20 protein-coding genes are annotated in these 24,613 nt (G+C 71.8%); 3 read left to right on the top strand and 17 right to left on the bottom strand.

Annotated elements, in window-relative coordinates; translation table 11 throughout:
* Positions 1-20 precede the first annotated feature (20 nt).
* Positions 21-1,658, top strand: coding sequence for a hypothetical protein (locus QDS12_RS09115; RefSeq protein WP_279878672.1), 1,638 nt, complete (start codon positions 21-23; stop codon positions 1,656-1,658).
* A 58-nt stretch (positions 1,659-1,716) separates the two neighbouring features.
* On the opposite strand, the gene hutI is transcribed toward QDS12_RS09115, so the two are convergent.
* Genes hutI through hutH form a run of 5 tightly spaced genes read right to left on the bottom strand, consistent with a single transcriptional unit; the run spans position 1,717 to position 8,611 of the window.
* Positions 1,717-2,883 (bottom strand): imidazolonepropionase, encoded by a 1,167-nt coding sequence (gene hutI / locus QDS12_RS09110; RefSeq protein WP_279878671.1) that lies wholly within the window; start codon positions 2,881-2,883, stop codon positions 1,717-1,719.
* The gene (locus QDS12_RS09105) at positions 2,880-4,235 is read right to left on the bottom strand and encodes a formimidoylglutamate deiminase (RefSeq protein WP_279878670.1); all 1,356 of its coding nucleotides are present in this window, start codon (positions 4,233-4,235) and stop codon (positions 2,880-2,882) included. Before QDS12_RS09105 ends, hutI begins: the two co-directional genes overlap by 4 nt.
* Entirely contained in the window at positions 4,232-5,392 is a 1,161-nt protein-coding gene (locus tag QDS12_RS09100) for an allantoate amidohydrolase (RefSeq protein WP_279878669.1), read from the bottom strand. The genes QDS12_RS09105 and QDS12_RS09100 overlap by 4 nt, the downstream gene beginning before the upstream one ends.
* Positions 5,389-7,059: a urocanate hydratase gene (gene hutU / locus QDS12_RS09095; protein WP_279878668.1), complete on the bottom strand. Its 1,671-nt coding sequence runs from the start codon at positions 7,057-7,059 to the stop codon at positions 5,389-5,391. The genes QDS12_RS09100 and hutU overlap by 4 nt, the downstream gene beginning before the upstream one ends.
* A 10-nt stretch (positions 7,060-7,069) precedes the next feature.
* The gene (gene hutH, locus QDS12_RS09090) at positions 7,070-8,611 is read right to left on the bottom strand and encodes a histidine ammonia-lyase (protein WP_279878667.1); all 1,542 of its coding nucleotides are present in this window, start codon (positions 8,609-8,611) and stop codon (positions 7,070-7,072) included.
* 80 nt (positions 8,612-8,691) lie between these two features.
* Here hutH and QDS12_RS09085 point away from each other — a divergent pair, with 80 nt between their 5' ends.
* A complete protein-coding gene (locus QDS12_RS09085) occupies positions 8,692-9,438 on the top strand; it encodes an IclR family transcriptional regulator (RefSeq protein ID WP_279878666.1) in 747 nt (248 codons plus the stop codon).
* A 9-nt stretch (positions 9,439-9,447) separates the two neighbouring features.
* On the opposite strand, the gene QDS12_RS09080 is transcribed toward QDS12_RS09085, so the two are convergent.
* A complete protein-coding gene (locus QDS12_RS09080) occupies positions 9,448-9,834 on the bottom strand; it encodes a MerR family transcriptional regulator (RefSeq protein ID WP_279878665.1) in 387 nt (128 codons plus the stop codon).
* Between the two features lie 120 nt (positions 9,835-9,954).
* Here QDS12_RS09080 and QDS12_RS09075 point away from each other — a divergent pair, with 120 nt between their 5' ends.
* The gene (locus QDS12_RS09075) at positions 9,955-11,049 is read left to right on the top strand and encodes an alkene reductase (protein WP_279878664.1); all 1,095 of its coding nucleotides are present in this window, start codon (positions 9,955-9,957) and stop codon (positions 11,047-11,049) included.
* An 83-nt stretch (positions 11,050-11,132) separates the two neighbouring features.
* On the opposite strand, the gene QDS12_RS09070 is transcribed toward QDS12_RS09075, so the two are convergent.
* The 11 genes from QDS12_RS09070 to nuoE are packed head-to-tail and all read right to left on the bottom strand — an operon-like array spanning position 11,133 to position 24,564.
* The gene (locus tag QDS12_RS09070) at positions 11,133-12,134 is read right to left on the bottom strand and encodes a polyprenyl synthetase family protein (RefSeq protein WP_279878663.1); all 1,002 of its coding nucleotides are present in this window, start codon (positions 12,132-12,134) and stop codon (positions 11,133-11,135) included.
* On the bottom strand, positions 12,131-13,717 hold the full coding sequence (gene nuoN / locus QDS12_RS09065) for an NADH-quinone oxidoreductase subunit NuoN (RefSeq protein ID WP_279878662.1): 1,587 nt from the start codon (positions 13,715-13,717) through the stop codon (positions 12,131-12,133). The genes QDS12_RS09070 and nuoN overlap by 4 nt, the downstream gene beginning before the upstream one ends.
* Before the next feature lie 2 nt (positions 13,718-13,719).
* Positions 13,720-15,231 carry an NADH-quinone oxidoreductase subunit M gene (locus tag QDS12_RS09060; protein WP_279878661.1) on the bottom strand — a complete coding sequence of 504 codons (1,512 nt, stop codon included), beginning with the start codon at positions 15,229-15,231 and terminating at the stop codon, positions 13,720-13,722.
* Positions 15,228-17,156, bottom strand: a complete 1,929-nt coding sequence (gene nuoL / locus QDS12_RS09055; RefSeq protein ID WP_279878660.1) for an NADH-quinone oxidoreductase subunit L — start codon at positions 17,154-17,156, stop codon at positions 15,228-15,230. Before nuoL ends, QDS12_RS09060 begins: the two co-directional genes overlap by 4 nt.
* Before the next feature lie 8 nt (positions 17,157-17,164).
* On the bottom strand, positions 17,165-17,467 hold the full coding sequence (gene nuoK, locus QDS12_RS09050) for an NADH-quinone oxidoreductase subunit NuoK (RefSeq protein WP_279878659.1): 303 nt from the start codon (positions 17,465-17,467) through the stop codon (positions 17,165-17,167).
* A complete protein-coding gene (locus tag QDS12_RS09045; RefSeq protein ID WP_279878658.1) occupies positions 17,464-18,348 on the bottom strand; it encodes an NADH-quinone oxidoreductase subunit J in 885 nt (294 codons plus the stop codon). Before QDS12_RS09045 ends, nuoK begins: the two co-directional genes overlap by 4 nt.
* Entirely contained in the window at positions 18,345-18,917 is a 573-nt protein-coding gene (gene nuoI / locus QDS12_RS09040; protein ID WP_279878657.1) for an NADH-quinone oxidoreductase subunit NuoI, read from the bottom strand. Before nuoI ends, QDS12_RS09045 begins: the two co-directional genes overlap by 4 nt.
* The gene (gene nuoH / locus QDS12_RS09035; RefSeq protein WP_279878656.1) at positions 18,917-20,203 is read right to left on the bottom strand and encodes an NADH-quinone oxidoreductase subunit NuoH; all 1,287 of its coding nucleotides are present in this window, start codon (positions 20,201-20,203) and stop codon (positions 18,917-18,919) included. The genes nuoI and nuoH overlap by 1 nt, the downstream gene beginning before the upstream one ends.
* On the bottom strand, positions 20,196-22,553 hold the full coding sequence (locus tag QDS12_RS09030; RefSeq protein WP_279878655.1) for an NADH-quinone oxidoreductase subunit G: 2,358 nt from the start codon (positions 22,551-22,553) through the stop codon (positions 20,196-20,198). Before QDS12_RS09030 ends, nuoH begins: the two co-directional genes overlap by 8 nt.
* Complete coding sequence (gene nuoF, locus QDS12_RS09025) at positions 22,550-23,881, bottom strand: NADH-quinone oxidoreductase subunit NuoF (RefSeq protein WP_347882179.1); 1,332 nt, start codon at positions 23,879-23,881, stop codon at positions 22,550-22,552. The genes QDS12_RS09030 and nuoF overlap by 4 nt, the downstream gene beginning before the upstream one ends.
* A complete protein-coding gene (gene nuoE, locus QDS12_RS09020; RefSeq protein ID WP_279878654.1) occupies positions 23,878-24,564 on the bottom strand; it encodes an NADH-quinone oxidoreductase subunit NuoE in 687 nt (228 codons plus the stop codon). The genes nuoF and nuoE overlap by 4 nt, the downstream gene beginning before the upstream one ends.
* Between the last annotated feature and the right edge of the window lie 49 nt (positions 24,565-24,613).

Genomic DNA, 24,613 nt, shown 5'->3' with positions numbered 1-24,613 from the left:
CCCACGACAGGAGCCCCGGCATGACCCACTACACCCTGCCCACCCCGATCGCACCGGCCGAGGCGGCGCCGCGGACGGTCTACACCGTCGCCAGCGGCGACCTGCGCCCGGCGGCGAACCGGACCTGCTGGCCCACCCAGCGCCAGCTCGAGGGCGACCTCGAGGCCGCGCTCGAGAAGCTCGGCTGGTCGGTCAGCCGGGGCCATGCCGTCGACGAGGCGAAGGGGCACGGGTTCATCGACAGCCAGCGCGCGGGCATCGAGGTCTTCAAGACCCTGCCGCCCGACGCGCCGCTCATCGTCGTGGAGGCCGTGTGGCAATACAGCCACCACGTGCTCGCCGGCCTCCGGTCGCACCACGGTCCGATCCTGGTCGTCGCCAACTGGTCGGGCGAGTTCCCGGGCCTCGTCGGACTGCTCAACCTCACCGCGAGCATGACCAAGGCCGGCATCCCCCACTCCACCCTGTGGAGCAAGGACTTCACCGACGACTGGGCCGTCGAGCGGCTCCAGACCTGGCTGGAGACCGGCACGATCCAGCACGACGTCAGCCACGTGCGCGACCTCGGCACGCTCCCCGACAGCGACGAGACGCGGCTCGGCCGCGCGCTCGCCGAGCAGCTCAAGACCGAGAAGGCCATCATCGGCGTCTTCGACGAGGGCTGCATGGGCATGTACAACGCGATCTTCGACGACGAGCTCCTCAACCCGCTCGGCATCTACAAGGAGCGGCTCTCCCAGAGCGCCCTGGTCGCCGAGATGAACCGGGTGACCGACGACGAGGCGGCCGCCGTACGCCGCTGGCTCGACGAGGCGGGCCTCGACTTCCGCACCGGCAGCGACGAGGCCACCGAGCTGACCGACGCCCAGCTGCACAGCCAGTTCAAGATGTACATCGCCGCGCTCCGCATGTCCGACGACTTCGGGCTCGACGCGGTCGGCATCCAGTACCAGCAGGGCCTCAAGGACACCGTCCCCGCCAGCGACCTCGCCGAAGGTCTCCTCAACGACCCGCACCGCCCGCCGGTGCTCTCCCGGGACAGCTCGCGGGAGCTGTACGCCGGCCGGGCGCTGCCCCACTTCAACGAGGTCGACGAGGGCGTGGCCGTCGACTCCCTCGTCACCAACCGGCTCTGGACCGCGATGGGGCTCGACCCGTCCACGACGCTGCACGACGTGCGCTGGGGCGAGGACTACGACGGCCGGTTCGTGTGGGTCTTCGAGATCTCCGGCTCGGTCCCCGCCTCCCACAACGGCGGCTACGACAAGTCGTGGAGCATGCGGCAGCCCCCGATGTTCTTCCCGCTCGGCGGAGGCACGCTGTCCGGCGTCTCGAAGCCCGGCGAGATCGTGTGGTCACGGGTGTTCCTCATGGACGGCGAGCTGCACGTGGACCTCGGCCGCGGCACCGTCGTCGAGCTGCCCGAGGAGGAGACCCGGCGGCGGCTCGACGCGACCAACCCCGAGTGGCCGATCATGCACGCCGTGCTGCACGGCGTCGGCCGCGACCAGCTGATGGCGCGGCACAAGGCCAACCACGTCAACGTGGTCTACGCCCCCGACGCCGCCACCGCCGACAAGGCGCTCACCGCGAAGGCGGCGCTCTTCGAGGCACTCGGCGTGCACGTCCACCTCTGCGGCGACGTCACGCTGGGGTGAGTCGGCCCGGCCGCACAGGTAACCGTCGGTTCGGTCCTCTTCCTGACGCCTGCAGGGTTCAGGAAGCTGACCGAACTGACGGTTGCATGCCGAGGTCGAGCGCCCGCGCGATCGGCACCCCCGGCCGGTAGGCCAGGTGCAGGTGGCTCGGGGCGTCGAGGATCGTCAGGTCGGCCCGGGCGCCGATCCGCACCACGCCGACGTCGTCGCGGCGCAGCGCCCGGGCACCGCCGGCGGTCGCCGCGCGAAGGGCCTCGGTGGGAGTCAGGCCCATCTCCCGGACGGCGAGGGCGATGACGAACGGCATCGACGAGGTGTACGCCGTCCCGGGGTTGCAGTCGGTCGCGAGTGCGATCTCGACGCCGGCGGCGAGCAGCCCCCGGGCGTCCGGGTAGGGCGACCGGGTGGAGAACTCCACGGCCGGGAGCAGCGTCGCCACGGTCTCACCGCCGGCGAGCGCGTCGACGTCGGCGTCGGCCAGGTGGGTGCAGTGATCGACGCTGGCCGCGCCCAGCTCGACGGCGAGCCGGACACCCGGTCCGGGCCCGAGCTGGTTGCCGTGCACGCGCGCCAGCAGCCCGGCGGAGATCCCGGCCTCGAGGATCTCGCGCGACTCCTCGCCGTCGAACGCGTGCTTGCTGCCGGGCTCGCAGAACACGTCGACCCAGCGGGCCAGCGGGGCGCAGGCCGCGAGCATCGGCCCGGTGACCAGGTCGACGTACGCACGCCGGTCGAGGTCGGGCGGGACGACGTGGGCGCCGAGGAACGTGGTCTCCGAGGTGACCTCGCCCGCCAGACGCAGCGCGCGCGCCTCGTCCTCGACGGTCAGCCCGTAGCCGGACTTGATCTCGACCGTCGTCGTGCCCTGGGCCCGCAGCTCGGCGATCCGCCCCGCGAGCAGGGTGCGGAGCTCGTCGTCGGGTGCGTCCCGGGTCGCGGCGACGGTGGAGGCGATGCCGCCGCCGTCGTAGGGCTCCCCCGTCATGCGCGCGGCGAACTCGACGGCCCGGTCGCCCGCGAAGACCAGGTGGGTGTGCGAGTCGACGAAGCCGGGGATCACGGCGCGGCCGGAGGCGTCCACCCGCCGGTCGGCGGCGGGGGCCTGCGCGGCGGGGCCGACCCACGCGATCCGGCCGCCGTCGGCGACCACCGCCGCGTCCTGGAGGATGCCGTGCTCGGGGTCGTGAGTGACCAGCTCCGCGATGTTGTCGACGATGACACTCACGACAGCAGCTCCTCGATCGCGGTCGCGAGCTCGCGGCCGATCGCCTCGTCGTCGCCGCGCCGGAACACCACCCGGCCGTCGACCATCACCCGTGTCACGTCGGCGGCCGTCGCCGCGAAGACGGCCGTCTCCTCGGCCGCCCCGGTGCCAGCGGTCCGCACGCTGCCGGTGTCGATCGTGACGAGGTCGGCGCGGGCACCGACCTCGATCGCGCCGGCGTCCGGGAACCCGAGCGCGCGGTGGTCGGCCCCGGCGTCCACCAGCTCCCGCGCGGTCCAGTGGCCGCGCGCCTGGGTCGCGAGCCGCTCGCCGAGCTCGACGGCCCGCAGCTCCTCGAACGGGTCGACCACCGCCTGGCTGTCGCTGCCCACGGTCACCGGGCAGCCGGCGTCGCGCAGCCGCCGCGCCGGTCCGATGCCATCGCCGAGGTCGCGCTCCGTGGTCGGGCACATGCTCACCGTCGTCCCGCTGTCGCCGAGCAGGGCGACGTCCTCGTCGGTCAGGTGGGTCGCGTGGACGACGGTCGTCCGCGGGCCGAGCGCGCCGGCGTCGGCGAGCAGGCGCGTGGGCGTGACGCCGTACGCCGCCCGGCAGCCGTCGTTCTCGGCGCGCTGCTCGGAGAGGTGGACGTGCAGGAGCCGGCCGTCGGCGGCCAGGGTCGCCAGCTGGTCGGGGGCGACCGCGCGGACCGAGTGGGCGGCCAGGCCGATCCGCGTGCGGTCGTCGTCCTTGAGACCGTCGGCGAGCGCCAGCAGGTCCTCGGCGCGCTGGTGGCGGAAGCGCTCCTGCTCCGGCTCGACGGGCTCGCCGAACCCGCTGCTGGAGTAGAGCGTCGGCAGCAGCGTCAGCCGGATGCCGGCCTCCGCGGCGGCCGCGACGAGGGCGCGCGACATCGCCGCCGGGTCGTCGTAGGGGCGGCCGTCGGGGCGGTGGTGCACGTAGTGGAACTCCGCGACGCCGGTGTAGCCGGCGGCCACCATCTCCCGGTAGGCCGCGCGGGCCAGCGCGAAGTAGGAGTCGGGATCGAGCCGGCCGGCGACGGCGTACATCTGCTCCCGCCAGGTCCAGAACGTCCCGCGCTCCCGCTGCGTCCGGCCCCGGAGCGCGCGGTGGAAGGCGTGGCTGTGGGTGTTCGCCAGGCCGGGGAGGGTGAGGCCGGGGAGGCGGTCGGAGTCGCGGTCGGAGTCCCCGGTCAACCGGGTACTCCGGAACTCCCTGGCCGCCACAGCACCCCGGGAGTTCCGCTCTAGGCCGGGCGCTGTGACGGAAGTGAATCGTCCGTCCTCGATCTCGACGACCACGTCGTCGGCGATCCCGTCGGGCAGAAGCGCGCGCTCCAGGACGAGCCTCACGACGCGAGCTCCTGCAGCGCGTCGGCGAGCGCTTCGACACCCGCCAGGCAGTCGCCGGTCGAGGCCTGCTCGTCGGGCGAGTGGGACACGCCGGTGGGGTTGCGGACGAAGAGCATCGCGGTCGGGATGCCGGCGGTCTGCAGGATCCCGGCGTCGTGGCCGGCCTGGGTGGGCAGCACCGGTCGCCCGCGGCCGATCCGGGCGGCGAGGCCCTCGTCGAACGTGACCGCCGGCGTCACCGACTCCGGCGTCACCGCGAGCGTCGTGCCGTCGCGGCCCGCTCGGTCACGGGCCTGCGAGGAGATGACGCCGACCAGGTGCTCCAGCGCCGGTTCGGTGGACGCGCGCGCGTCGAGCCAGCCCGTCACCCGCGACGGCACGGCGTTGGTGCCGTTGGGGACCGCCTCGACCCGGCCGAACGTCGCGCGCTGGTCGGCCAGCCGCGCCTGCTTGTTGGCGGCGAGCGCCGTGACGGCGTAGGACAGCATCGGGTCGTGCCGGTCCTCCATCCGGGTCGTGCCGGCGTGGTCGGCCGACCCCGCGAACTCGAACCGCCAGCGGCCGTGCGGCCAGATCCCGCTGGCCACGCCGACCGGCGCCTCGAGGTCGACGAGCCCGCGGCCCTGCTCCACGTGGAGCTCGACGAAGCAGCCGACGTCGCGCAGGATCCCGGAGTCACCGCCCTCCACCAGGTCCCCCAGCCGTACGCCGTCCCGGTCGGCGAGCTCCCTGGCCGACTCCCACGACAGCGACCCGGTCGCCAGCCGCGAGCCGAGGCAGGCCGGGCCGAACCGCGACCCCTCCTCGGCCTGGAACGCGGCCACCGCGATCGGGCGGTTCAGCGCGACGCCACGATCACGCAGGACGTCGAGCGCGGCGAACGCGCTCACGACGCCGAGCGGGCCGTCGTAGGCCCCGCCCTCGATCACCGAGTCGAGGTGCGAGCCGACGAGCACGCGGTCGCCGTCGGCGCCGGCCGTCGTCGCGAGCAGGTTGCCGAACGCGTCCCGCTCGACACTCAGCCCACGCGCGACCGCGGCCTCGGTGAACCAGGCCTCGAGCTCACCGGTCGCCGAGGTCCAGGGGTGCCGGACGTAGCCGCCGGAGGCGACCCGCCCGACGGGGGCCAGGTCGGCCCACATCGACTCGAACGTCATGGCATCGGGACCGAGACGCCGCCGTCGGCGTGGTCAGCGAGCGGGCCCACCTCGTTGGAGAAGCCCGGGGCGTCGCCGGAGTCGATGTGCCGGATGACGCCCATGCCGGGGTCGTTGGTGAGGACGCGCTCGATCTTCTGCGCGGCCAACGGCGTTCCGTCGGCGACCGTCACCTGGCCGGCATGGATCGACCGGCCGATGCCGACGCCGCCGCCGTGGTGGATCGACACCCAGCTGGCGCCGCTCGCGGTGTTGACGAGCGCGTTGAGCAGCGGCCAGTCGGCGATCGCGTCGGAGCCGTCGGCCATCGCCTCGGTCTCGCGGTAGGGCGAGGCGACCGACCCGCAGTCGAGGTGGTCGCGACCGATGACGATCGGCGCGCTGACCTGCCCGGACGACACGAGCTCGTTGAACGCCAGGCCGGCCCGGTCGCGCTCGCCGTAGCCCAGCCAGCAGATCCGCGCCGGCAGCCCCTGGAACGCGACCCGGTCCTGGGCCGCGCGGATCCAGCGGTGCAGGTGGTCGTTGTCCGGGAAGAGGTCGAGCACCGCCTCGTCGGTACGGCGGATGTCGGCCGGGTCGCCGGAGAGGGCGGCCCACCGGAACGGCCCCTTGCCCTCGGTGAACAGCGGGCGGATGTAGGCCGGCACGAAGCCCGGGAAGTCGAAGGCCCGGGTGTAGCCGCCGAGCCGCGCCTCGTCGCGGATCGAGTTGCCGTAGTCGAACACCTCGGCGCCGGCGTCGAGGAAGCCGACCATCGCCTCGACGTGCTTCGCCATGGACACGCGGGCGCGGTCGGTGAACTCCTCCGGCTTGGCCGCGGCGAGATCGGCCCAGTCCTCGAGCGCGACGCCCTCGGGCAGGTAGGACAGCGGATCGTGGGCCGACGTCTGGTCGGTGACGACGTCGACGGCCACGCCCCGGCGGAGCAGCTCGGGCAGCACCGTCGCGCAGTTGCCGACCAGTCCGACCGAGAGCGCCCGCCGCTCGCCCTTCGCGGCCAGGCAGCGCGCGATCGCGTCGTCGAGGTCGTCGGCGACCTCGTCGAGGTAGCGCGTCTCCACCCGCCGCCGGAGCCGGGCGGCGTCCACGTCGACGACGAGGCAGACGCCGCCGTTGAGGGTCACCGCGAGCGGCTGGGCGCCGCCCATGCCGCCGCAGCCGCCGGTGACGGTCAGCGTCCCGGCCAGCGTCCCGTCGAAGCGCTTCGCCGCCACCGCGGCGAACGTCTCGTAGGTCCCCTGGAGGATCCCCTGCGTGCCGATGTAGATCCACGAGCCGGCCGTCATCTGGCCGTACATCGTCAGCCCGGCCTGCTCGAGCCGGCGGAACTCGGGCCAGTTCGCCCAGTCGCCGACCAGGTTGGAGTTGGCGATGAGCACCCGAGGCGCCCACTCGTGGGTTCGCATGACGCCGACCGGCTTGCCGGACTGGACCAGCATCGTCTCGTCCTCGCGCAGGTCGGTGAGGGTCCTGACCATCGCGTCGAAGGCCGGCCAGCTGCGCGCGGCGCGGCCGGTGCCGCCGTACACGACCAGGTCGTCGGGGCGCTCGGCCACGTCGGGGTCGAGGTTGTTCATCAGCATCCGCAGCGGGGCCTCGGTCTGCCACGAGCGGGCGGTCAGGGTGGTGCCGCGGGGAGCGCGGACCGGTCGTGCGCCTTGCATGTGCTTCTCCTCAGCTCAACGGGCCGGTGACTGACTGGGCGGCGGCGAGGATCTCCCCGCTCGCCACGAGCGCGACGGCGCGCTCGATCTCGGGGGCGAGGTAGCGGTCGGTGCCCGGGCCGGCCACGCCCGCCTCACGCAGCGCGCGTACGACGGCGCCGGTGGCTGCGGCGGGCTGCAGCGGCGCCCGCAGGTCGATGGCCCGAGCGGCCGTCAGGACCTCGACCGCGATGACCCGGGTGAGGCCGTCGATCGCCCGGCGCAGCTTGCGCGCGGCAGACCAGCCCATCGAGACGTGGTCCTCCTGCATCGCGCTGCTCGGGATCGAGTCGACGCTCGCGGGAGCGGCGAGCCGCTTGAGCTCGGAGACGATCGCGGCCTGGGTGTACTGCGCGATCATGTGGCCGCTGTCGACCCCGGGGTCGTCCGCGAGGAACGGCGGCAGGCCGTTGCTGCGGGAGACGTCGAGGAAGCGGTCGGTACGACGCTCGCTGATGCTCGCCGCGTCGGCGACCGCGATGGCCAGGAAGTCGAGCACGTAGCCCACCGGCGCGCCGTGGAAGTTGCCGTTGGACTCGACCCGCCCGTCCAGCGTGATCACCGGGTTGTCGACGGCGCTGGCGAGCTCGCGGCCGGCGACCGTCTCCGCGTGGGCGAGCGTGTCGCGGACGGCGCCGTGGACCTGCGGTGCGCAGCGCAGCGAGTAAGCGTCCTGGACGCGGGTGCAGGTGCCGTCGCGATGGCTCGCCATGATCAGCGAGCCCTCGAGCAGCGCCTTCAGGTTGGCGGCGCTGGCGGCCTGGCCGGGGTGCGGGCGCAGCGCCTGGAGGTCGGCGGCGAAGACGGCGTCGGAGCCGAGCAGGGCCTCGACGCTCATCGCGGCGGCGATGTCGGCCGTGGTGAGCAGCCGGTGCAGGTCGTGGGCGGCGAGGACGAGCATGCCCAGCATGCCGTCGGTGCCGTTGATGAGTGCGAGCCCCTCCTTCTCGGCGAGGACGACCGGCTCGATGCCGGCGTCGGCCAGCGCCTGGGCCGCGGGCAGGAGCGTGTCGTCGGCGTCGCGCACCTCGCCCTCCCCCAGCAGCGCCAGCGCGCAGTGCGCCAGCGGGGCGAGGTCGCCGGAGCAGCCCAGCGAGCCGTACTCGCGGACCACCGGGGTGATGCCGGCCGAGATCAGGGCGGCGTACGCCCGCGCCGTCTCCAGCCGTACGCCGGTCCGGCCGGTGGCGAGGGTCGACAGGCGCAGCATCATGAGCGCCCGCACCACCTCGCGCTCCACCTCCGGCCCGCTGCCGGCGGCGTGGGACAGCACGAGGCTGCGCTGCAGCTGGGCGCGCAGCTCGGGGGCGATGTGGCGGGTGGCGAGTGCGCCGAACCCGGTCGAGATGCCGTAGTGCGGCTCGACGTCGTCGGCCAGCGCCTCGACGAGCTTGCGGCTCTGCTCGATGGCCGCCTCGGCGTCGTCGGACAGCCGGACGGCGGCCCCCTCCCGCGCGACGACGACGAGCTCCTCGGGTGCGACGGGACCGATCCCGACCTCGATGACCTGCATGTCTCCTATTGGAGACCGTGCCCGCCGCCCGGAACAGAGCACGCTCGCCATCGGTGTCTCGGATACGAGACAATGGCCCCGTGACCCAGGTGCCGGCCGCCACTCGCGCGCTCCGCGTGCTCCGGTTCCTCGCCGCCCAGCCGGGCCCGGTCCCGCTCGACCGGATCGCCCGTGCCGTCGGGCTGCCTCGGAGCTCGGCCTACCACCTGCTCGCCGCCATGGTCGACGAGGGCTTCGTCGTGCACCTCGCCGACGAGCGCACCTACGGGCTCGGCGTCGCGGCGCACGAGATCGGCAGCGGGTACGCGCGCCAGGAGCCGCTGCAGCGGATCGCGCGCCGCCCGCTCGCCGAGCTCGTCGACCGCACCGGGCAGACCGCCCACCTCGCGGTGATCCACGGCCGTGACGTCCTCTACGTCGTCGAGGAGCGTGCTCCGGGTCGGCCGCCCCTGGTCACCGACGTCGGCGTACGCCTGCCGGCGCACCTGACCGCCAGCGGTCGGGCGATCCTCGCCGCGCTCCCGCCGAGCCAGGTGCGCGCGCTCTACCCCGACCGCACCGCGTTCGTCGACCGTCACGGCAAGGGGCCGTCCTCCCTGACCGCGCTCCGGTCGGTGCTGTCCGAGACCCGGCGGCGGGGCTATGCCGACGAGGACGGCGAGGTGACGCCCGGCTTCGCGTCGGTGGCCGCCGCGGTCGTCGACCACAACGACCAGCCGGCCGCCGGCGTGGCGGTGACCTTCACCGGCCCGGTCGACCTGCCCGTCATCGTCGCTGAGGTGCGCCGGACCGCCACCCTCGTCTCCGCCCGCCTCCGCGGCCGCTGACGGTCGACCTCAGCCGGCCGCCACGCCGGTCTCTTCGACCTGGCTCGCGCGCCAGCGACGGTTGATCTCGATGATGCCGTCGAGCGATCGCAGGGTGTGGTTGAGGCCGTCGATGTGCGCCTCGAGCTTCTGCCGTTCCTGGACCATCCGGTCGAAGGCGTCGTCGCTCGCCTCGACGCTGGGCTCGTAGGTGCACGGCAGCAGCTCGACGATGGTCCGGCTGGTCAGACCCGCCGCGAAGAGCTGCTGCAGCAGCACGACCCGCTGGACGGCCTCCTCGCCGTAGTGCCGCTGACCCGACGCGCTCCGCACGGACGTCAGCAGCCCCTGCTCCTCGTAGTAACGCAGCGACCGTGCGCTCACGCCGGCCCGCTCGGCCAGCTCCCCGATCCTCATCCGATCCCCACCATCTCCATGATCCGGCTCACATCGACGCCGACGGACTTGCCCCTGACGTCAGTGTCAGGTTTTACCGTCATCGACGCACACCCTCGAACACCATAGGAGCAACGATCCATGACCAGTCTCTTCAGCAGCCACCGGGTCGGCGGGCTCGTCCTGCCCAACCGCGTCGTGATGGCCCCGATGTCCCGCGTGCGCGGCACGGCGGACGGCCTCGCGACCGAGCAGATGGCGAGCTACTTCGCCCAGCGCGCGACCGCCGGGCTGCTGATCTCCGACGGGATCCAGCCCAACCGGGTCGGCACCGCGAACCCCGGTGCCGCGGGTCTGCGCGACGCGCGCGAGGCGGCGTCGTGGAAGCCGGTGACGGACGCGGTGCACCTCAACGGCGGCCGCATCTTCGCCCAGCTGATGCACGGCGGCCGGATCGGCCACGAGTCGGTGAGCGGCGTGCAGCCGGTCGGGCCCTCCGCCGTGGCGGCCGGCGCCTCCGTCTTCACCCCGAGCGGGCCGCAGCCGGCCCCGGTCCCCCGCGCGCTGGCCACCGACGAGGTCCCCGAGCAGGCGCGGTCGTACGCCGAGGCGGCGGTCCGCGCGCTCGACGCGGGCTTCGACGGCGTCGAGCTGCACGGCGCCAACGGCTACCTGATCAGCCAGTTCCTCTCCTCCAACGCCAACCTGCGCACCGACTCCTACGGCGGCTCGATCGCCAACCGCATCCGGTTCGCGGTCGAGGCCGTCGAGGCCACCGCGGACGCGATCGGCGCCGACCGGACCGCGATCCGCCTCTCCCCGGGCGCCGGGCTGTGGAACGTGGTCGAGGAGGACGTTCCCGGCCTGTACGGCGCGCTGCTCACCGAGCTCGACCGTCTCGGTTTGGCCTACGTCCACCTCGAGGCGACCACCGACGAGGCCACGATGGTCGCGCTGCGCCGGCGTTGGAGCGGCACCTTCATGGTCAACCCCAGCACGTGGCTGCAGCGTGGCGATGAGCCGTACGGGCCGGTGCCGACCAACCGGGAGTCGGCTGACCACTGGCTGGGTCTCGGCGCGGACCTGATCAGCTTCGGCCGCGCCTACCTCGCCAACCCCGACCTCGTCGAGCGGCTCCGCCTCGGCCTGCCGCTCAACGCGGCAGACCCGGCCACCTTCTACGGCGGCGACGAGACCGGCTACCTGGACTACGGCACCTACCGGCACACCGCCTGACGTCGACACGTCCGGATCTCGATGCGCTCCGCCCAGGGGCTCGTTGGTCGAGTGCGAGCGCCGGCGAGCGGATCGAGACCCGGTCAGGCGGTGCGGGTGGCCAGGATGTCGGCGAACGCCTCGAGCGCCTCACGCACGGCACCGGCGGGGACCGGGCCCAGGCAGGCCTTGGCCCGGCGGGCCTCCTCGGCGACGTAGGCACGGGCCTCGTCCATGGCGGGGTGGGCCCGCAGCAGGGCGAGCGCCTCGGCGAGGTCGTCGTCGGAGGCGGACAGGTCGGAGTCCAGCAGCGCGATGAGGCGGGAGTCGGACGGCCGGGCGGCACGTCGGGCCATCAGCACCGGCAGCGTCGGGACGCCCTCGCGCAGGTCGGTGCCGGGCGTCTTGCCGGACACGTCGCCGTCGGAGGCGATGTCGAGGATGTCGTCGGAGATCTGGAAGGCCGCGCCGACGATGTCGCCGTACGCCGTGAGCGCCTCCTCGACCTCCTTGGACGCGCCGCCGAACAGCGCGCCGTAGCGGGCGGAGGTGGCGATCAGGATGCCGGTCTTGCCGGCGATGACGTCGAGGTGGTGGGCGACCGGGTCGTCGCCGGCGAGCGGTGCCTGCGTCTCCAGGATCTGGCCCTCGACGAGCCGGGCGAACGTCTTCGACTGGATGTGCACGGCCTCGGGCCCGAGCTCGGCGGTCAGCTCGGAGGACCGGGCGAAGAGGAAGTCGCCGGTGAGGATCGCGACGTGGTTGTCCCAGCGGGCGTTGGCGGAGTCGGCACCCCGGCGGACGAGCGCCTCGTCCATCACGTCGTCGTGGTAGAGCGACGCCAGGTGGGTCAGCTCGACCACGCACGCGGCGGTCAGGACGTCGTCGCTGTCGGGCCGGTCGCCGCACTCGGCGGCGAGCAGCACCAGCAGCGGCCGGAACCGCTTGCCGCCGGCCTCGAGCAGGTGCCCGGCCGCCTCGGTCACGAACGGCGCGCGTGACTGCACGTGGCCGGCCAGCGCCTTCTCCACCAGCGCGAGACGGCTCTTCAGCCGCTGCTCGAGCTCGGGGTCGGAGACCGGGAGTGCGAGTTCGGGTGTGCTCACCTGATGAATGATCCCGCATGGTGCACGAGATCGAGAACCGGACCCGGCACGATCCCCAACACCAAGGTCGCGATCGCCGTCACGGCGATCACCCCGGTCGTCAGCGGCGAGGCGGCGGTGACGGCCGCCGCACCCTCGGTCTCACGGTCGGTGAAGAACATCAGCAGGATGAAGCGGACGTAGAAGAACACCGCCACGATGCTCGATGCGATGGCGACGATGACCACCGGCCACGCGCCCGCCGACAGCGCGACGGAGAAGACCGCCCACTTGCCGATGAAGCCCGCGGTCAGCGGGATGCCGGCCATGGAGAGCAGGAAGTAGGCGAAGACGGCGGCGGTCAGCGGTGCCCGCCGGCCGAGCCCGGCCCACGCGGCGAACCGGCTCGTCTCGCCACCCGCGTCGCGGACGACCGAGACCAGGGCGAACGAGCCGACGATCGCCAGGCCGTACGTCGTCAGGTAGAACAGCACCGCCTCGAGACTGCTGATCTCGCCCTTGCCCAGGTCGCCCGCCGCCTGCACGCCGAGGAGGCCGGTGAGGAGGAAGCCGGTGTGCGCGATCGACGAGTAGGCGAGCATCCGCTTCACGTCGGTCTGCACGACCGCCACCACCGCGCCGACGATCATCGTCAGGATGGCGACCACCCAGAGCATCGGCTGCCAGCTCCACCGGTCGGCGCCGAACGCGACGTAGAAGAGGCGGAGGAACGCGCCGAAGGCGGCGATCTTCGTGGCCGCCGACATGAACGCCGTGACGGCCGTCGGGGCGCCCTGGTAGACGTCGGGCGTCCACGAGTGGAACGGGACGGCGCCGACCTTGAAGAGCAGGCCGACGCTCATCATCCCGACGCCGATGAGCAGCAGGGAGTGGTTGGCCCAGTCGCCCTGGACGGCGGCCGCGATGCCGGAGAACTGCATCGTGCCGGCGTACCCGTAGACGAGCGCGAGCCCGTAGAGGAAGAAGCCGGAGGAGAAGGCGCCGAGGAGGAAGTACTTGAGCGCCGCCTCCTGGGACAGCAGCCGACGCCGGCGGGCGAGACCGCAGAGCAGGTAGAGCGGGAGCGAGAGCACCTCGAGCGCGGCGAACAGCATGATGAGGTCGTTGGCCGCCGGGAACAGCATCATCCCGAAGACGGCGAACAGCAGCAGCGGGTAGACCTCGGTGTGCTCGAGGCCGCGGGTCGACGCCTCCCGCTCGGCGGTGGTGCCGGGCAGTGCCGCGGCCTGGCCGGCGAAGACGGTGACGCCCCCCTCGACCCGGCGCTCCGCGAACAGCAGCGCGCCGCCGATCGCGCAGACGAGCACCAGACCCCACAGGTAGACGCTCGGCCCGTCGACCGCCAGCGCACCCTCGGCGCCGACGAGACCCCGGGCACCCTGGAGCGCGTCGAGGTTCACCCCGACGTAGACGGTGCCGGCCAGGGCCACGACCAGGCCGACGACGGTCAGGCCGATCTGGGTGAGGTAGCGGTTCTGCCGCGGCACGAACGCCTCGACGAGCACACCGGCGCAGGCGACGCCGAAGACGACGAACAGCGGCCAGAGCTGCGCGTACTCGATGTGCGGCTGGGTGAAGTTCACGGTCACTTCCCTCCTGCGACGACCGGGGCGTCGTCGGACACGCCGGCGTGCTCCATCAGCGCGCTGATCGTCGGGTTGGCCACGTCGAGGAGCGGGCCCGGCACGAAGCCGAAGAGCACCAGCGCGACGACCAGGGGCGCGAGTACGCCGACCTCGCGCCGGTCGAGGTCGCGCACCACCGGGATCTCGGCGGGCGACACCGCCGGGTCGCCGCCCGGTCCGGTGAAGACCCGCTGGTAGGCCCAGAGCACGTAGACGGCGGCCAGCACGATGCCGGTGACCGCGACCGCGCCGACCCACCAGTGGTAGTCGAACGCGCCGATCAGGACGAGGATCTCCGAGACGAACTGGGAGAGGCCGGGCAGGCCGAGCGTCGCGAGTCCGGCGACGAGGAACAGGCCCGCCAGCACCGGCGTCATCCGCTCCTGGCCGCGCAGCTCGCTGATGCGGACCGTGCCGTGCCGGCGCAGGAGGAACCCGACGGCCAGGAACAGGCCGGCGGTCGCCACTCCGTGGTTGATCATGTAGAGGATCGCGCCGGAGCCGCCCTGGCTGGTGAACACGAAGATGCCCAGGGTGATGAAGCCGAAGTGCGACAGCGACGTGAGGCCGACCAGGCGGAGCAGGTCGTCCTGGCCGATCGCGAGGAAGGCGCCGTAGACGATCGAGATCAGCGCGAGCGTCACGACGACGGGCGTGGCCCACTGCGACGCGTTCGGGAACAGCCCGAGGCAGAAGCGCAGCATCCCGAACGTGCCGATCTTGTCGAGGATGCAGACCAGCAGCACGCTCGTGGCCGGGGTCGCCTTCTCGGTCGTGTCGGCCAGCCAGGTGTGCAGCGGGAACAGCGGCGCCTTGACCATGAACGCCACGAAGAACGCGATGAAGATCCAGCGCTCGATGTCGGTCGAGAGGTCCAGCTTCTGCAGGTCGGTGATGAGGTACGACGGCCCGCCGCCCGTCTGGGCCGACTCGACGTAGAGCGCGATGACGCCGGCGAGCAGCACGAGGCCGCCGCCGAGCTGGTACATGAGGAACTTCAATGCCGCCCAGGAACGTCCCTCGCGGCCGAAGCCGCCGATGAGGAAGTAGGCCGGGATGAGGGTCGCCTCGAAGACGACGTAGAAGAGCAGCACGTCGGTGGCCGTGAAGACGACCAGCGAGAAGCCTTCGAGCGCGAGCACCCAGGCGAAGAAGGACGACCGGGTGGTGTCGCGCCAGGCGGCGACCAGGACGATCGGCACGAGCGCCACCGTGAGCAGCACCATGAGCAGGCCGAGGCCGTCGACGCCGAGGGCGTAGTGGGCGCCGAAGGCCTTGATCCAGGTGACGTCCTCGGTCATCTGGAAGCCGCGCTCACCCTTGTCGAAGCGGGCCGCGACGATGATGCCCTGGATGAGGGCGAGCAGCGAGAACGCGAGCGCGATCTGCTTCGGCCGGCCTCCGCCCGCGGGTGTCAGCAGCGTGACGAGCGCGCCGACGAGCGGCAGGGCGCAGAGGATGGTCAGCGTCATGTGAGGTTCACCGCCAGCAGGGCCAGGACCACGACGAGGGTGCCGCCGAGGACGGAGAGTGCGTAGGAGCGGACGTAGCCGTTCTGGACCCGCCGGAGCAGGCCCGCGACGGCACCGACGGCCACCGGGCCGCCGGTGAGCAGTCCGTCGACGACGTACTTGTCGGTGTCGACGAGCGTGCGGGTGACGTGCTCGCTCGGCCGGACGACCAGGGTGTCGTTGATCGTGTCGCCGTAGAGGTCGTGACGGGCCACCGTGACCGGCCAGGCGACCTTCTGCGGCGCGACGTCGGGGACCGGACGGCGGCCGACGAGGAGCCAGGCGACCCCGACGCCGATCGCGACGACCACGACGGTGAGGGTCGAGACGGCCCAGCCGGGCAGCCCGCCGGACTCGTGCTCGGGGGTCCCGACGACCGGCCCGAGGTAGTCGACGATCCAGTCGCCGATGAGCATGACGCCGCCGAGGACGCTGAGGGCGGCGAGCACGATCAGGGGCCCCGTCATGACCTGCGGTGACTCGTGCGGGTGGACGCCCTGGCGCCACCGCTTCTCGGTGAAGAACGTCATCAGCATCAGCCGGGTCATGTAGAAGCCGGTGACGCCGGCGCCCAGCAGCGCGAGGACACCGACCACCCAGTTGTCGTGGAGCGCTGACTCGATGATCTTGTCCTTGCTCCAGAACCCGGAGAACCCGGGGAAGCCGATGATCGCGAGGTAGCCCATGGTGAAGGTCAGGAACGTGACCGGCATGGCCTTGCGCACCAGCCCGTAGTGGCGCATGTCGACGTCGTCGTCCATGCCGTGCATGACCGAGCCGGCGCCGAGGAACATGTTGGCCTTGAAGAAGCCGTGCGTGAGCAGGTGGAAGATCGCGAACGCGTAACCCGCGACGCCCAGGCCGGCGCCCAGCATCATGTAGCCGATCTGGCTCATCGTGGAGCCGGCCAGCACCTTCTTGATGTCGTCCTTGGCGGTTCCGATGATCGCTCCCCACAGGAGCGTCACGACCGCGACGATCACGACCACCGTCTGCGCGGCGGGCGCGTGCTCGAAGACGAAGTTGGACCGGACGATCAGGTAGACGCCGGCGGTCACCATGGTGGCCGCGTGGATGAGCGCCGAGACCGGGGTCGGACCCTCCATCGCGTCGAGGAGCCAGGCCTGCAGCGGCACCTGGGCCGACTTGCCGCAGGCGCCGAGCAGGAGGAGGAGGCCGAGGATGTTCATCCGCGTCTCGCTCGCGTCACCGGTCGCCTGGCTGATCACGCTGAAGCTCGTCGAGCCGAACGTGACGAACACGAGCATGATCGCGAGGCTCATCCCCATGTCACCCACGCGGTTCATCACGAACGCCTTCTTCGCGGCGGCCGCGGCGGACGGCTTGTGCTGCCAGAACCCGATGAGCAGGTAGGACGCCAGGCCGACGCCCTCCCAGCCGAGGAAGAGCGCGATGTAGTTCTCGGCGAGCACCAGCGTGAGCATCGCCGCGACGAAGAGGTTGAGATAGGCGAAGAAGCGCCGCTTGCGGTCGTCGTGGGCCATGTAGCCCAGCGAGTAGATGTGGATGAGGCTGCCGACGCCGGTGATGAGCAGCAGGAACAGGCTGCTCAGCGGGTCGTAGAGCAGGTCCATGCCGACGTTGAGGTGGCCGGTGTGCATCCACGTGTAGAGGTGCTGCTTCACCTGCCGGTCGCCGTCGTCGCGGCCCAGCGCGACCACGAACATCACGAGGCTGAGCAGGAAGCTGCCGATCGGGAGCAGTGTGGCCAGCAACGGGCCCCATCCGTCGGTACGGCGCCCGCCCACCAGCAGGATCGCGGCACCGAGGGCCGGCAGGGCGATGACCAGCCAGAGCAGGGTGAAGACGCCGTCCGCGTGGGCAGGGTCGACGACGGGGATGCTGTTCACATCGAGGAGGGGCATCTACGGCCTCAGAACTTCAGCAGGCTGGCGTCGTCGACGGAGGCCGAGCGACGGGTCCGGAAGATGGTCATGATGATCGCGAGCCCGACCACGACCTCGGCGGCGGCGACGACCATGACGAAGAACGCCGCGATCTGGCCGTCGAGGTTGCCGTGCTGGTAGGAGAACGCGACCAGCGCGAGGTTGGCGGCGTTGAGCATGAGCTCCACGCTCATGAAGGCCACGATCGCGTTGCGCCGGGTCAGCACCCCCACCGCGCCGATGGTGAACAGGATCGAGCTCAGGACGATGTACGGCGTCACGTCGTTCATTCGGCGTCCTCCTCGGTCTCGATACGCTCGCTGGCGCTCGCTACTCGACCAGCGGAGCCTGCGTCGCCCTCGGTCTTGATGCGACCAGCGGAGCCTGCGTCGCCCTCACTTCCGCTGGTCGAGTAGCCCGAGCCGCTAGGCGAGGGCGTATCGAGACCAGTGAGCCCGGGCTCCTGCGGGATCGTCCGGACCGCCCCGCGGGCGGCGAGCACCCGGTTGACCGAGGCGTCGGACGTCGTACCGTCCGGGAGCAGGGCAGGGGTGTCGACCGCGTTGTGCCGGGCGTAGGTGCCCGGCGGCGGCAGCGGGCCGGGGTGCTCGCCGGTCTCGGAGAAGGCCCGGATGCGCTGGGCGGCCAGGCCGGCCTGCGTGACCTTCGGGTCGAGCCGCTCGCGGTGCGCGAGCACCATCGCACCGATCGCCGCGGTGATCAGCAGCGCGCTGGTGACCTCGAAGGCGAAGACGTAGCGGGAGAAGATCAGGTTCGCCAGCGCCTGGATGTTGCCGCCCTTGTTGGCGGTCGTGAGGCCGGTCATCGTGCCGAGGCTCATCTGCGCCACGCCGATCACCAGCGTCAGGCCGAGGACCAGCCCGCCGACGATCGCGAGCAGCCGCTGGCCGCGGATCGTCTCGACGATCGAGTCAGACGCGTCGACGCCGACGAGCATCACGACGAAGAGGAACAGCGTCAGGATCGCGCCGGTGTAGACGACGATCTGCACCGCGAACAGGAAGGTCGCGTCGAGGGCGGCGTACTGCACGGCGAGGCTGATCATGACCACGGCCAGCAGCAGCGCCGCGTGCACCGCCTTGCGGACGAAGAGGATCCCGAGCGCGGCGATCACCATGATCGGCGCCAGGGTCCAGAACGCGGCGCTCACTCCGCCACCTCCGCCGACTCCGCCCGGCGAGCGGCGAACTCGGCGGCGAACGCCGGGTTGGCGTAGGTGCCGCGGTAGTAGTCGCCCTCGTCGTCGGAGAGCCGCATCGGGTGCGGCGGCTGCTCCATGCCCGGCAGCAGCGGGGCGAGCAGGTCCTGCTTCTCGTAGATGAGGTCGGCGCGGTTGTCGTCGGCCAGCTCGTACTCGTTGGTCATCGTGAGCGCCCGGGTCGGGCACGCCTCGATGCACAGCCCGCACAGGATGCAGCGCAGGTAGTTGATCTGGTAGACGCGGCCGTAGCGCTCACCGGGGCTGAACCGCTCGTCCTCGGAGTTCGAGGCGCCCTCGACGTAGATCGCGTCCGCCGGGCAGGCCCAAGCGCACAGCTCGCAGCCGACGCACTTCTCCAGCCCGTCGGGCCAGCGGTTGAGCTGGTGCCGGCCGTGGAACCGCGGGGCGGTCGGCATCTTCTCGAACGGGTACTGCTCGGTGACGACCTTCTTGAACATGGTCCGGAAGGTCACCCCGAACCCGGCGACCGGGTCCCACAGGGACTCCTTGAGCGTCATCAGGCCTCCTCTCGGACCACGGTGCGGCCCTGCTGCGTGAAGCTCAGCGGCTGCGCGGCGCCGCGGACGGCGCCACCGGTGGGCATGGGCGGGGTCGGGAAGCCGCGGCCGCCGTTGGTGGAGCCGGTCGAGACCCCGACCTTCGGCTCGGCGGTGTCCTCGGTCTTGCGGGTGGGCCAGAACGAGACGACCAGCAGCGCGACGACGAGGACGCCGAGCGCGATGAGCAGGGTCGGCCGGTCGAGGCCGCCCTCGAGCTGGATCGCCTTGACGGTGGCGACGGCGACGAGCCACACCAGGCTGACCGGGATGAGCACCTTCCAGCCGAGCGCCATGAACTGGTCGTAGCGCAGTCGCGGCAGTGAGCCGCGCAGCCAGATGAAGATGAAGATGAAGAACAGCACCTTGCCGAAGAACCACAGCACCGGCCAGTAGCCGCTGTTGGCGCCCTCCCAGATGTGGTCGATCCAGAACGGCGCGTGCCAGCCGCCGAGGAACAGGGTCGTCGCCAGGGCGGAGACGGTCGCCATGTTGATGTACTCGGCGAGGAAGAACAGCGCGAACTTCAGGCTGGAGTACTCGGTGTGGAAGCCGCCCACCAGCTCGCCCTCCGCCTCCGGGAGGTCAAACGGCGCCCGGTTGGTCTCACCGACCATCGCGATGCAGTAGATGATGAAGCTCGGCAGCAGCGTGAGGCCGAACCACAGGTTGTCCTGCGCGGCGACGATCTCGCTGGTCGACAGGCTGCCGGCGTAGAGGAAGACCGCGACGAGCGCGAGCCCCATCGCGACCTCGTAGGAGATCATCTGGGCGCTGGAGCGGATGCCGCCGAGCAGGGAGTACGTCGACCCGGACGCCCAGCCGCCGAGCACGATGCCGTAGATGCCGATGCTGGCGATCGCCATGACGAACAGCACCGCGACCGGCATGTCGGTCAGCTGGAGCGGCGTCTCGTGGCCGAAGAAGTTGACCTCGGGCCCGAACGGGATCACGGAGAACGTCACGAACGCCGGGACGACCACGATGATCGGCGCCAGCAGGTAGACGACCTTGTCGGCCGCCTTGGGGATGATGTCCTCCTTCAGGGCCAGCTTCACGCCGTCGGCGAGTGACTGCAGCAGGCCGAAGGGGCCGTTGACGTTGGGGCCGATGCGGTGCTGCATCCGGGCCACCACACGACGCTCCCACCAGATGTTGAAGAGCGTCAGCAGCACCAGGACGAGGAAGACCAGGACCGTCTTGATGATGATGATCCACCACGGGTCGTGGCCGAACTGATCAAGCACCGGTGACCTCCACTCGTGAACCCGGCGACGCGACGTCGGCGAGCAGGCCACGTCCCGTCGAGCTCGTCGGCAGCCAGACGACGTCGTCGGCGATGTCGGCGACCTCGGCGGGGACCGTGACGGAGCCGCGGTCGCCGGTGACCGTCACGGTCGTCCCGAGCCGCTCGATGCTGGCGGCGCTCAGCCGCGCGACCGGCGGTCGGGCCGTGGCCGCGAGCGCCTTGTCGCCCTGCTGCAGCGCGCCGTTGTCGAGGAGCAGCCTCCAGGTCGCCAGCTTGAACGGCCGCTCGCTGGCGGGGGTCTCGATACGCTCGCTGGCGCTCGCTACTCGACCACCGAGACGCTCGCTGGCGCTCGCCGCTCGACCACCGAGTCTGTTGCCGACCCTGTCGCTGGTCGAGTAGCCCTCGCGAGGAACGAGCGAGGGCGTATCGAGACCACGCGACCCGAGCGCACCGAGCTCGTCGGCGATGCCCCGCAGCACGCGGGCATCCGTGAGCGCCTGCGGATTGTGGAAGATCTGCGGGAAGGACCGCTCGCGGCCCTCCCAGCTGACGAACGTGCCGGCCTTGTCGGTGATCGCCGCAACGGGGAGCACCACGTCGGCGGCGCGGGTCACGTCGGTCTCCCGCAGTTCGAGGCTGACGACGAACGCGGCCGCGTCGAGCGCGGCACGGAACGCGGCCGGGTCGCCGGTGTCGTCGGGGTCGACGCCGCCGACCACCAGACCGCCGATCTCACCGGAGAGGACAGCCCGGACGATCTCGTCGGCGTCCCGTCCGCCGACGCCCGGCAGCAGGCCGGCCTCGACGGCGCCCCGGTCGCCGGCACGACGGGGCACCCAGGCGAGCCGGGCACCCGACTTCGCGGCCAGGTCGGCCGCCGCGGCGAGCGCGCCCGGCGAGGTCGCCAGCCGCTCGCCGACGAGGATCACGGCGCGGGAGTCGAGGCCGTGGTCGGCGTGCCCGAGCAGCGAGGACAGCGCGGCCGCCTCGTCGCCGGGCGCCGTCGGGACGACGGTCGCCGACAGCTTGCCGAGGCCGCGGGTCGTGAACGGCGACAGCGCGACGACGCGGGTCCGCCCGGCTCGGACGGACTTGCGCAGGCGCAGGAAGATCGTGCCGGCCTCGTCCTCGGGCTCCAGACCGGCCAGCACGACGACCGGCGCGGACTCCAGGTCGGCGTACGTGACGCCGAGGCCGGTGCCCCTCACGTGCTCGTCGAGGAAGGGGACCTCCTCGGCGGACAGCGGGCGGGCACGGAAGTCGACGTCCTCGGTGCCGAGGGTCTCCCGGGCGAAGGCGGCGTACGCCCGGGCGTCCTCGAGCGTGAGCCGGCCGCCGGGCAGCACGCCGGTGCCACCGGCGGCGGCGAGCCCGCGCGCGGCGACCTCGAACGCCTCGAGCCACGAGGCGGGGCGCAGCGCGCCGTCCTCACGGATCTGCGGGTAGGTGATCCGGTCGGCGCCGTAGAGGTAGGCGAAGCCGAACCGGTCCTTGTCGGTGATCCACTCCTCGTTGACCTCCGGGTCGTCGCCGGCCAGCCGTCGCACCACCTTGCCGCGACGGTGGTCGACGCGGATCGCGGCACCGCTGGAGTCGTGCTCGGTGACGCCGGGCGTGGAGACCAGGTCGAAGGGACGGCTGCGGAAGCGGTACTCCTCGCTGGTCAGCGCGCCGACGGGGCAGATCTGGATCGTGTTGCCGGAGAAGTACGACGAGAACGGGGCGTTCTCCGCGATGCCGATCTGCTGCTGGGCGCCCCGCTCGATCAGCGCGATGAACGGGTCCCCGGCGATCTCGTCGGAGAACCGCGTGCAGCGCTGGCACACGATGCAGCGCTCACGGTCGAGAAGCACGTTCGGCGAGAGGTGGATCGGCTTCGGGAACGTCCGCTTGATACCGCCCGACTCGGCGAAGCGGGACTCGCCGCGACCGTTGGACATCGCCTGGTTCTGCAGCGGGCACTCGCCGCCCTTGTCGCAGACCGGGCAGTCGAGCGGGTGGTTGATCAGGAGGAACTCCATGATCCCGTTCTGCGCCTTGGTCGCGGTCTCGTTGACGGTCGAGACGACCATGCCCTCGGCGACCGGGATGGTGCACGAGGCCTGCGGCTTCGGGAAGCCGCGACCGTTGCCGGCGTCGGGTACGTCGACCAGGCACTGGCGGCAGGCACCGACCGGCGCCAGCAGCGGGTGGTCGCAGAAGCGCGGGATCTGGATGCCGGCCTGCTCGGCGGCACGGATGACCAGCGTGCCCGCAGGCACGCTCACCTCGACGCCGTCGATGGTGAGGGTGACGAGGTCCGCCTTCTCGACGCCACCGCTGGTCGCGCCTGTCGAGACCGTCATGCCAGGACCTCCTCGAAGAGGGACGACTTCGCGGGGTCGAACGGGCAGCCGCCCTGCTCGAGGTGGGCGAGGTACTCGTCCCGGAAGTACTTGATGGAGCTGGTGATCGGGCTGGTCGCGCCGTCACCGAGGGCGCAGAACGCCCGGCCGAGGATGTTGTCGCACTGGTCGAGCAGCAGGTCGAGGTCCTCCGCGCTGCCCTGGCCCTTCTCCAGGCGGCCGAGCACCTGGACGAGCCACCACGTGCCCTCGCGGCAGGGCGTGCACTTGCCGCACGACTCGTGCTTGTAGAACTCCGTCCAGCGCAGCACGGCGCGCACGACGCAGACCGTCTCGTCGAAGATCTGCAGCGCACGGGTGCCGAGCATCGACCCGGCCGCGCCCACCGACTCGAAGTCGAGCGGCACGTCGAGGTGCTCGGCGGTGAACAGCGGCGTCGACGAGCCACCGGGCGTCCAGAACTTCAGCTCGTGCCCCTCGCGTACGCCGCCCGCGAGGTCGAGCAGCTGGCGCAGCGTGATGCCGAGCGGCGCCTCGTACTGGCCCGGGCGGGTGACGTGACCCGAGAGCGAGAAGATGCCGAAGCCGTTGGACTTCTCGGTGCCCATCCCGGCGAACCAGTCCGCCCCGTTCTCGATGATCGACGGGACCGACGCGATCGACTCGGCGTTGTTGATGACCGTCGGGCTGGCGTAGAGGCCGGCGACCGCGGGGAACGGCGGGCGCAGCCGCGGCTGGCCGCGACGGCCCTCGAGCGAGTCGAGCAGCGCGGTCTCCTCGCCACAGATGTAGGCGCCGGCGCCGGCGTGCACGACCAGGTCGAGGTCGTAGCCGGAGCCGTGGATGTTCGTGCCGAGGTGGCCGGCGGCGTACGCCTCGGCGACCGCCGCCTGGAGGCGCCGGATCACGTGCAGCACCTCGCCGCGGACGTAGATGAACGCCCGGTTGGCCCGGATCGCGTAGGAGCTGATGATGACGCCCTCCACCAGGGTGTGGGGCGAGGCCATCATCAGCGGGATGTCCTTGCAGGTGCCCGGCTCGGACTCGTCGGCGTTGACGACGAGGTACTTCGGGTTGGGGTTGTCCTGCGGGATGAACGACCACTTCATGCCGGTCGGGAAGCCGGCGCCGCCGCGACCGCGGAGACCGGAGTCCTTGACGGCGGTGATCACCTCGTCCGGCGACATCCCCAGGGCCTTGTCGAGGGCCTGGTAGCCGCCCTGCGCCGCGTAGGACGCCAGGGTCCACGAGCGGTCGTCGGCCCAGTTCGCCGTGAGGACGGGGGTCAGCGGTCCTTCGTTGGTTGAGCTCGTCGAAACCACTGTCACTGGCCTTCCTCGGTCTCGATACGCTCGCCGGCGCTCGCTCCTCGACCAGCGGACGGGGCGCGCCAGTCGTTCTCCTGCGCGATGCTCAGCCCGGCGAGCGACGCGGCACCGGCTGAGGGTCCCTCGTCGGCGAGGCCGTCGTTGAAGCCGGCGAGCACCCGCTCGGCCTGGCGCCAGGTGCACAGCCGCGGGCCGCGGGTGGAGTGCCGCTCGACGCCGCTGCGCAGGTCGTCGACGAGCTCGACGGCGCTCTGCGGCGTCTGGTTGTCGACGAACTCCCAGTTGATCATCATGACCGGCGCGTAGTCGCAGGCGGCGTTGCACTCGATGTGCTCGAGGGTGATCCTGCCGTCGGCCGTGGTCTCGTCGTTGCCGACCTCGAGGTGGTCCTTGAGCCGCTCGAAGATCGCGTCGCCGCCCATGACCGCGCACAGCGTGTTGGTGCAGACGCCGACGAGGTAGTCGCCGACGGGACGGCGCTTGTACATCGTGTAGAACGTCGCCACGCCGCTGACCTCGGCCTCGGTGAGGCCGAGGACCTCGGCGCACGCCTGGATGCCCTCCGGCGTGACCCGGCCCTCGGCCGACTGCACCAGGTGGAGCATCGGCAGCAGGCCACTGCGCGCCTGCGGGTAGCGGGCGGCGATCTCGCGGAGCTCGGCGTACGTCGTCTCGTCGATCATCGGGGTCCCCGATCGATTGTTCGGCGGAGGAGCGAAGCGGAGGAGGCGA

This window comes from Nocardioides sp. CER19 (genome assembly GCF_029846275.1).
In the GTDB taxonomy this organism is placed as follows: domain Bacteria; phylum Actinomycetota; class Actinomycetes; order Propionibacteriales; family Nocardioidaceae; genus Nocardioides.
Note: the sequence above shows the minus strand (reverse complement) of the source record. Positions and strands in the feature narration are given on the sequence as shown.

Bases quoted from the DNA above. Each gene is read 5' to 3' on its own strand.
- nuoK (WP_279878659.1), bottom strand. From the start codon at position 17,467: ATGAACGACGTGACGCCGTACATCGTCCTGAGCTCGATCCTGTTCACC.
- nuoI (WP_279878657.1), bottom strand. From the start codon at position 18,917: ATGACGCTCAAGGAGTCCCTGTGGGACCCGGTCGCCGGGTTCGGGGTG.
- QDS12_RS09060 (WP_279878661.1), bottom strand. From the start codon at position 15,231: ATGACGCTGACCATCCTCTGCGCCCTGCCGCTCGTCGGCGCGCTCGTC.
- hutH (WP_279878667.1), bottom strand. From the start codon at position 8,611: ATGCAGGTCATCGAGGTCGGGATCGGTCCCGTCGCACCCGAGGAGCTC.
- QDS12_RS09100 (WP_279878669.1), bottom strand. From the start codon at position 5,392: ATGACGTTCGAGTCGATGTGGGCCGACCTGGCCCCCGTCGGGCGGGTC.
- QDS12_RS09075 (WP_279878664.1), top strand. From the start codon at position 9,955: ATGACCAGTCTCTTCAGCAGCCACCGGGTCGGCGGGCTCGTCCTGCCC.
- QDS12_RS09030 (WP_279878655.1), bottom strand. From the start codon at position 22,553: ATGACGGTCTCGACAGGCGCGACCAGCGGTGGCGTCGAGAAGGCGGAC.
- hutU (WP_279878668.1), bottom strand. From the start codon at position 7,059: ATGCAAGGCGCACGACCGGTCCGCGCTCCCCGCGGCACCACCCTGACC.
- QDS12_RS09115 (WP_279878672.1), top strand. From the start codon at position 21: ATGACCCACTACACCCTGCCCACCCCGATCGCACCGGCCGAGGCGGCG.
- nuoE (WP_279878654.1), bottom strand. From the start codon at position 24,564: ATGATCGACGAGACGACGTACGCCGAGCTCCGCGAGATCGCCGCCCGC.
- nuoL (WP_279878660.1), bottom strand. From the start codon at position 17,156: ATGCCCCTCCTCGATGTGAACAGCATCCCCGTCGTCGACCCTGCCCAC.
- QDS12_RS09080 (WP_279878665.1), bottom strand. From the start codon at position 9,834: ATGAGGATCGGGGAGCTGGCCGAGCGGGCCGGCGTGAGCGCACGGTCG.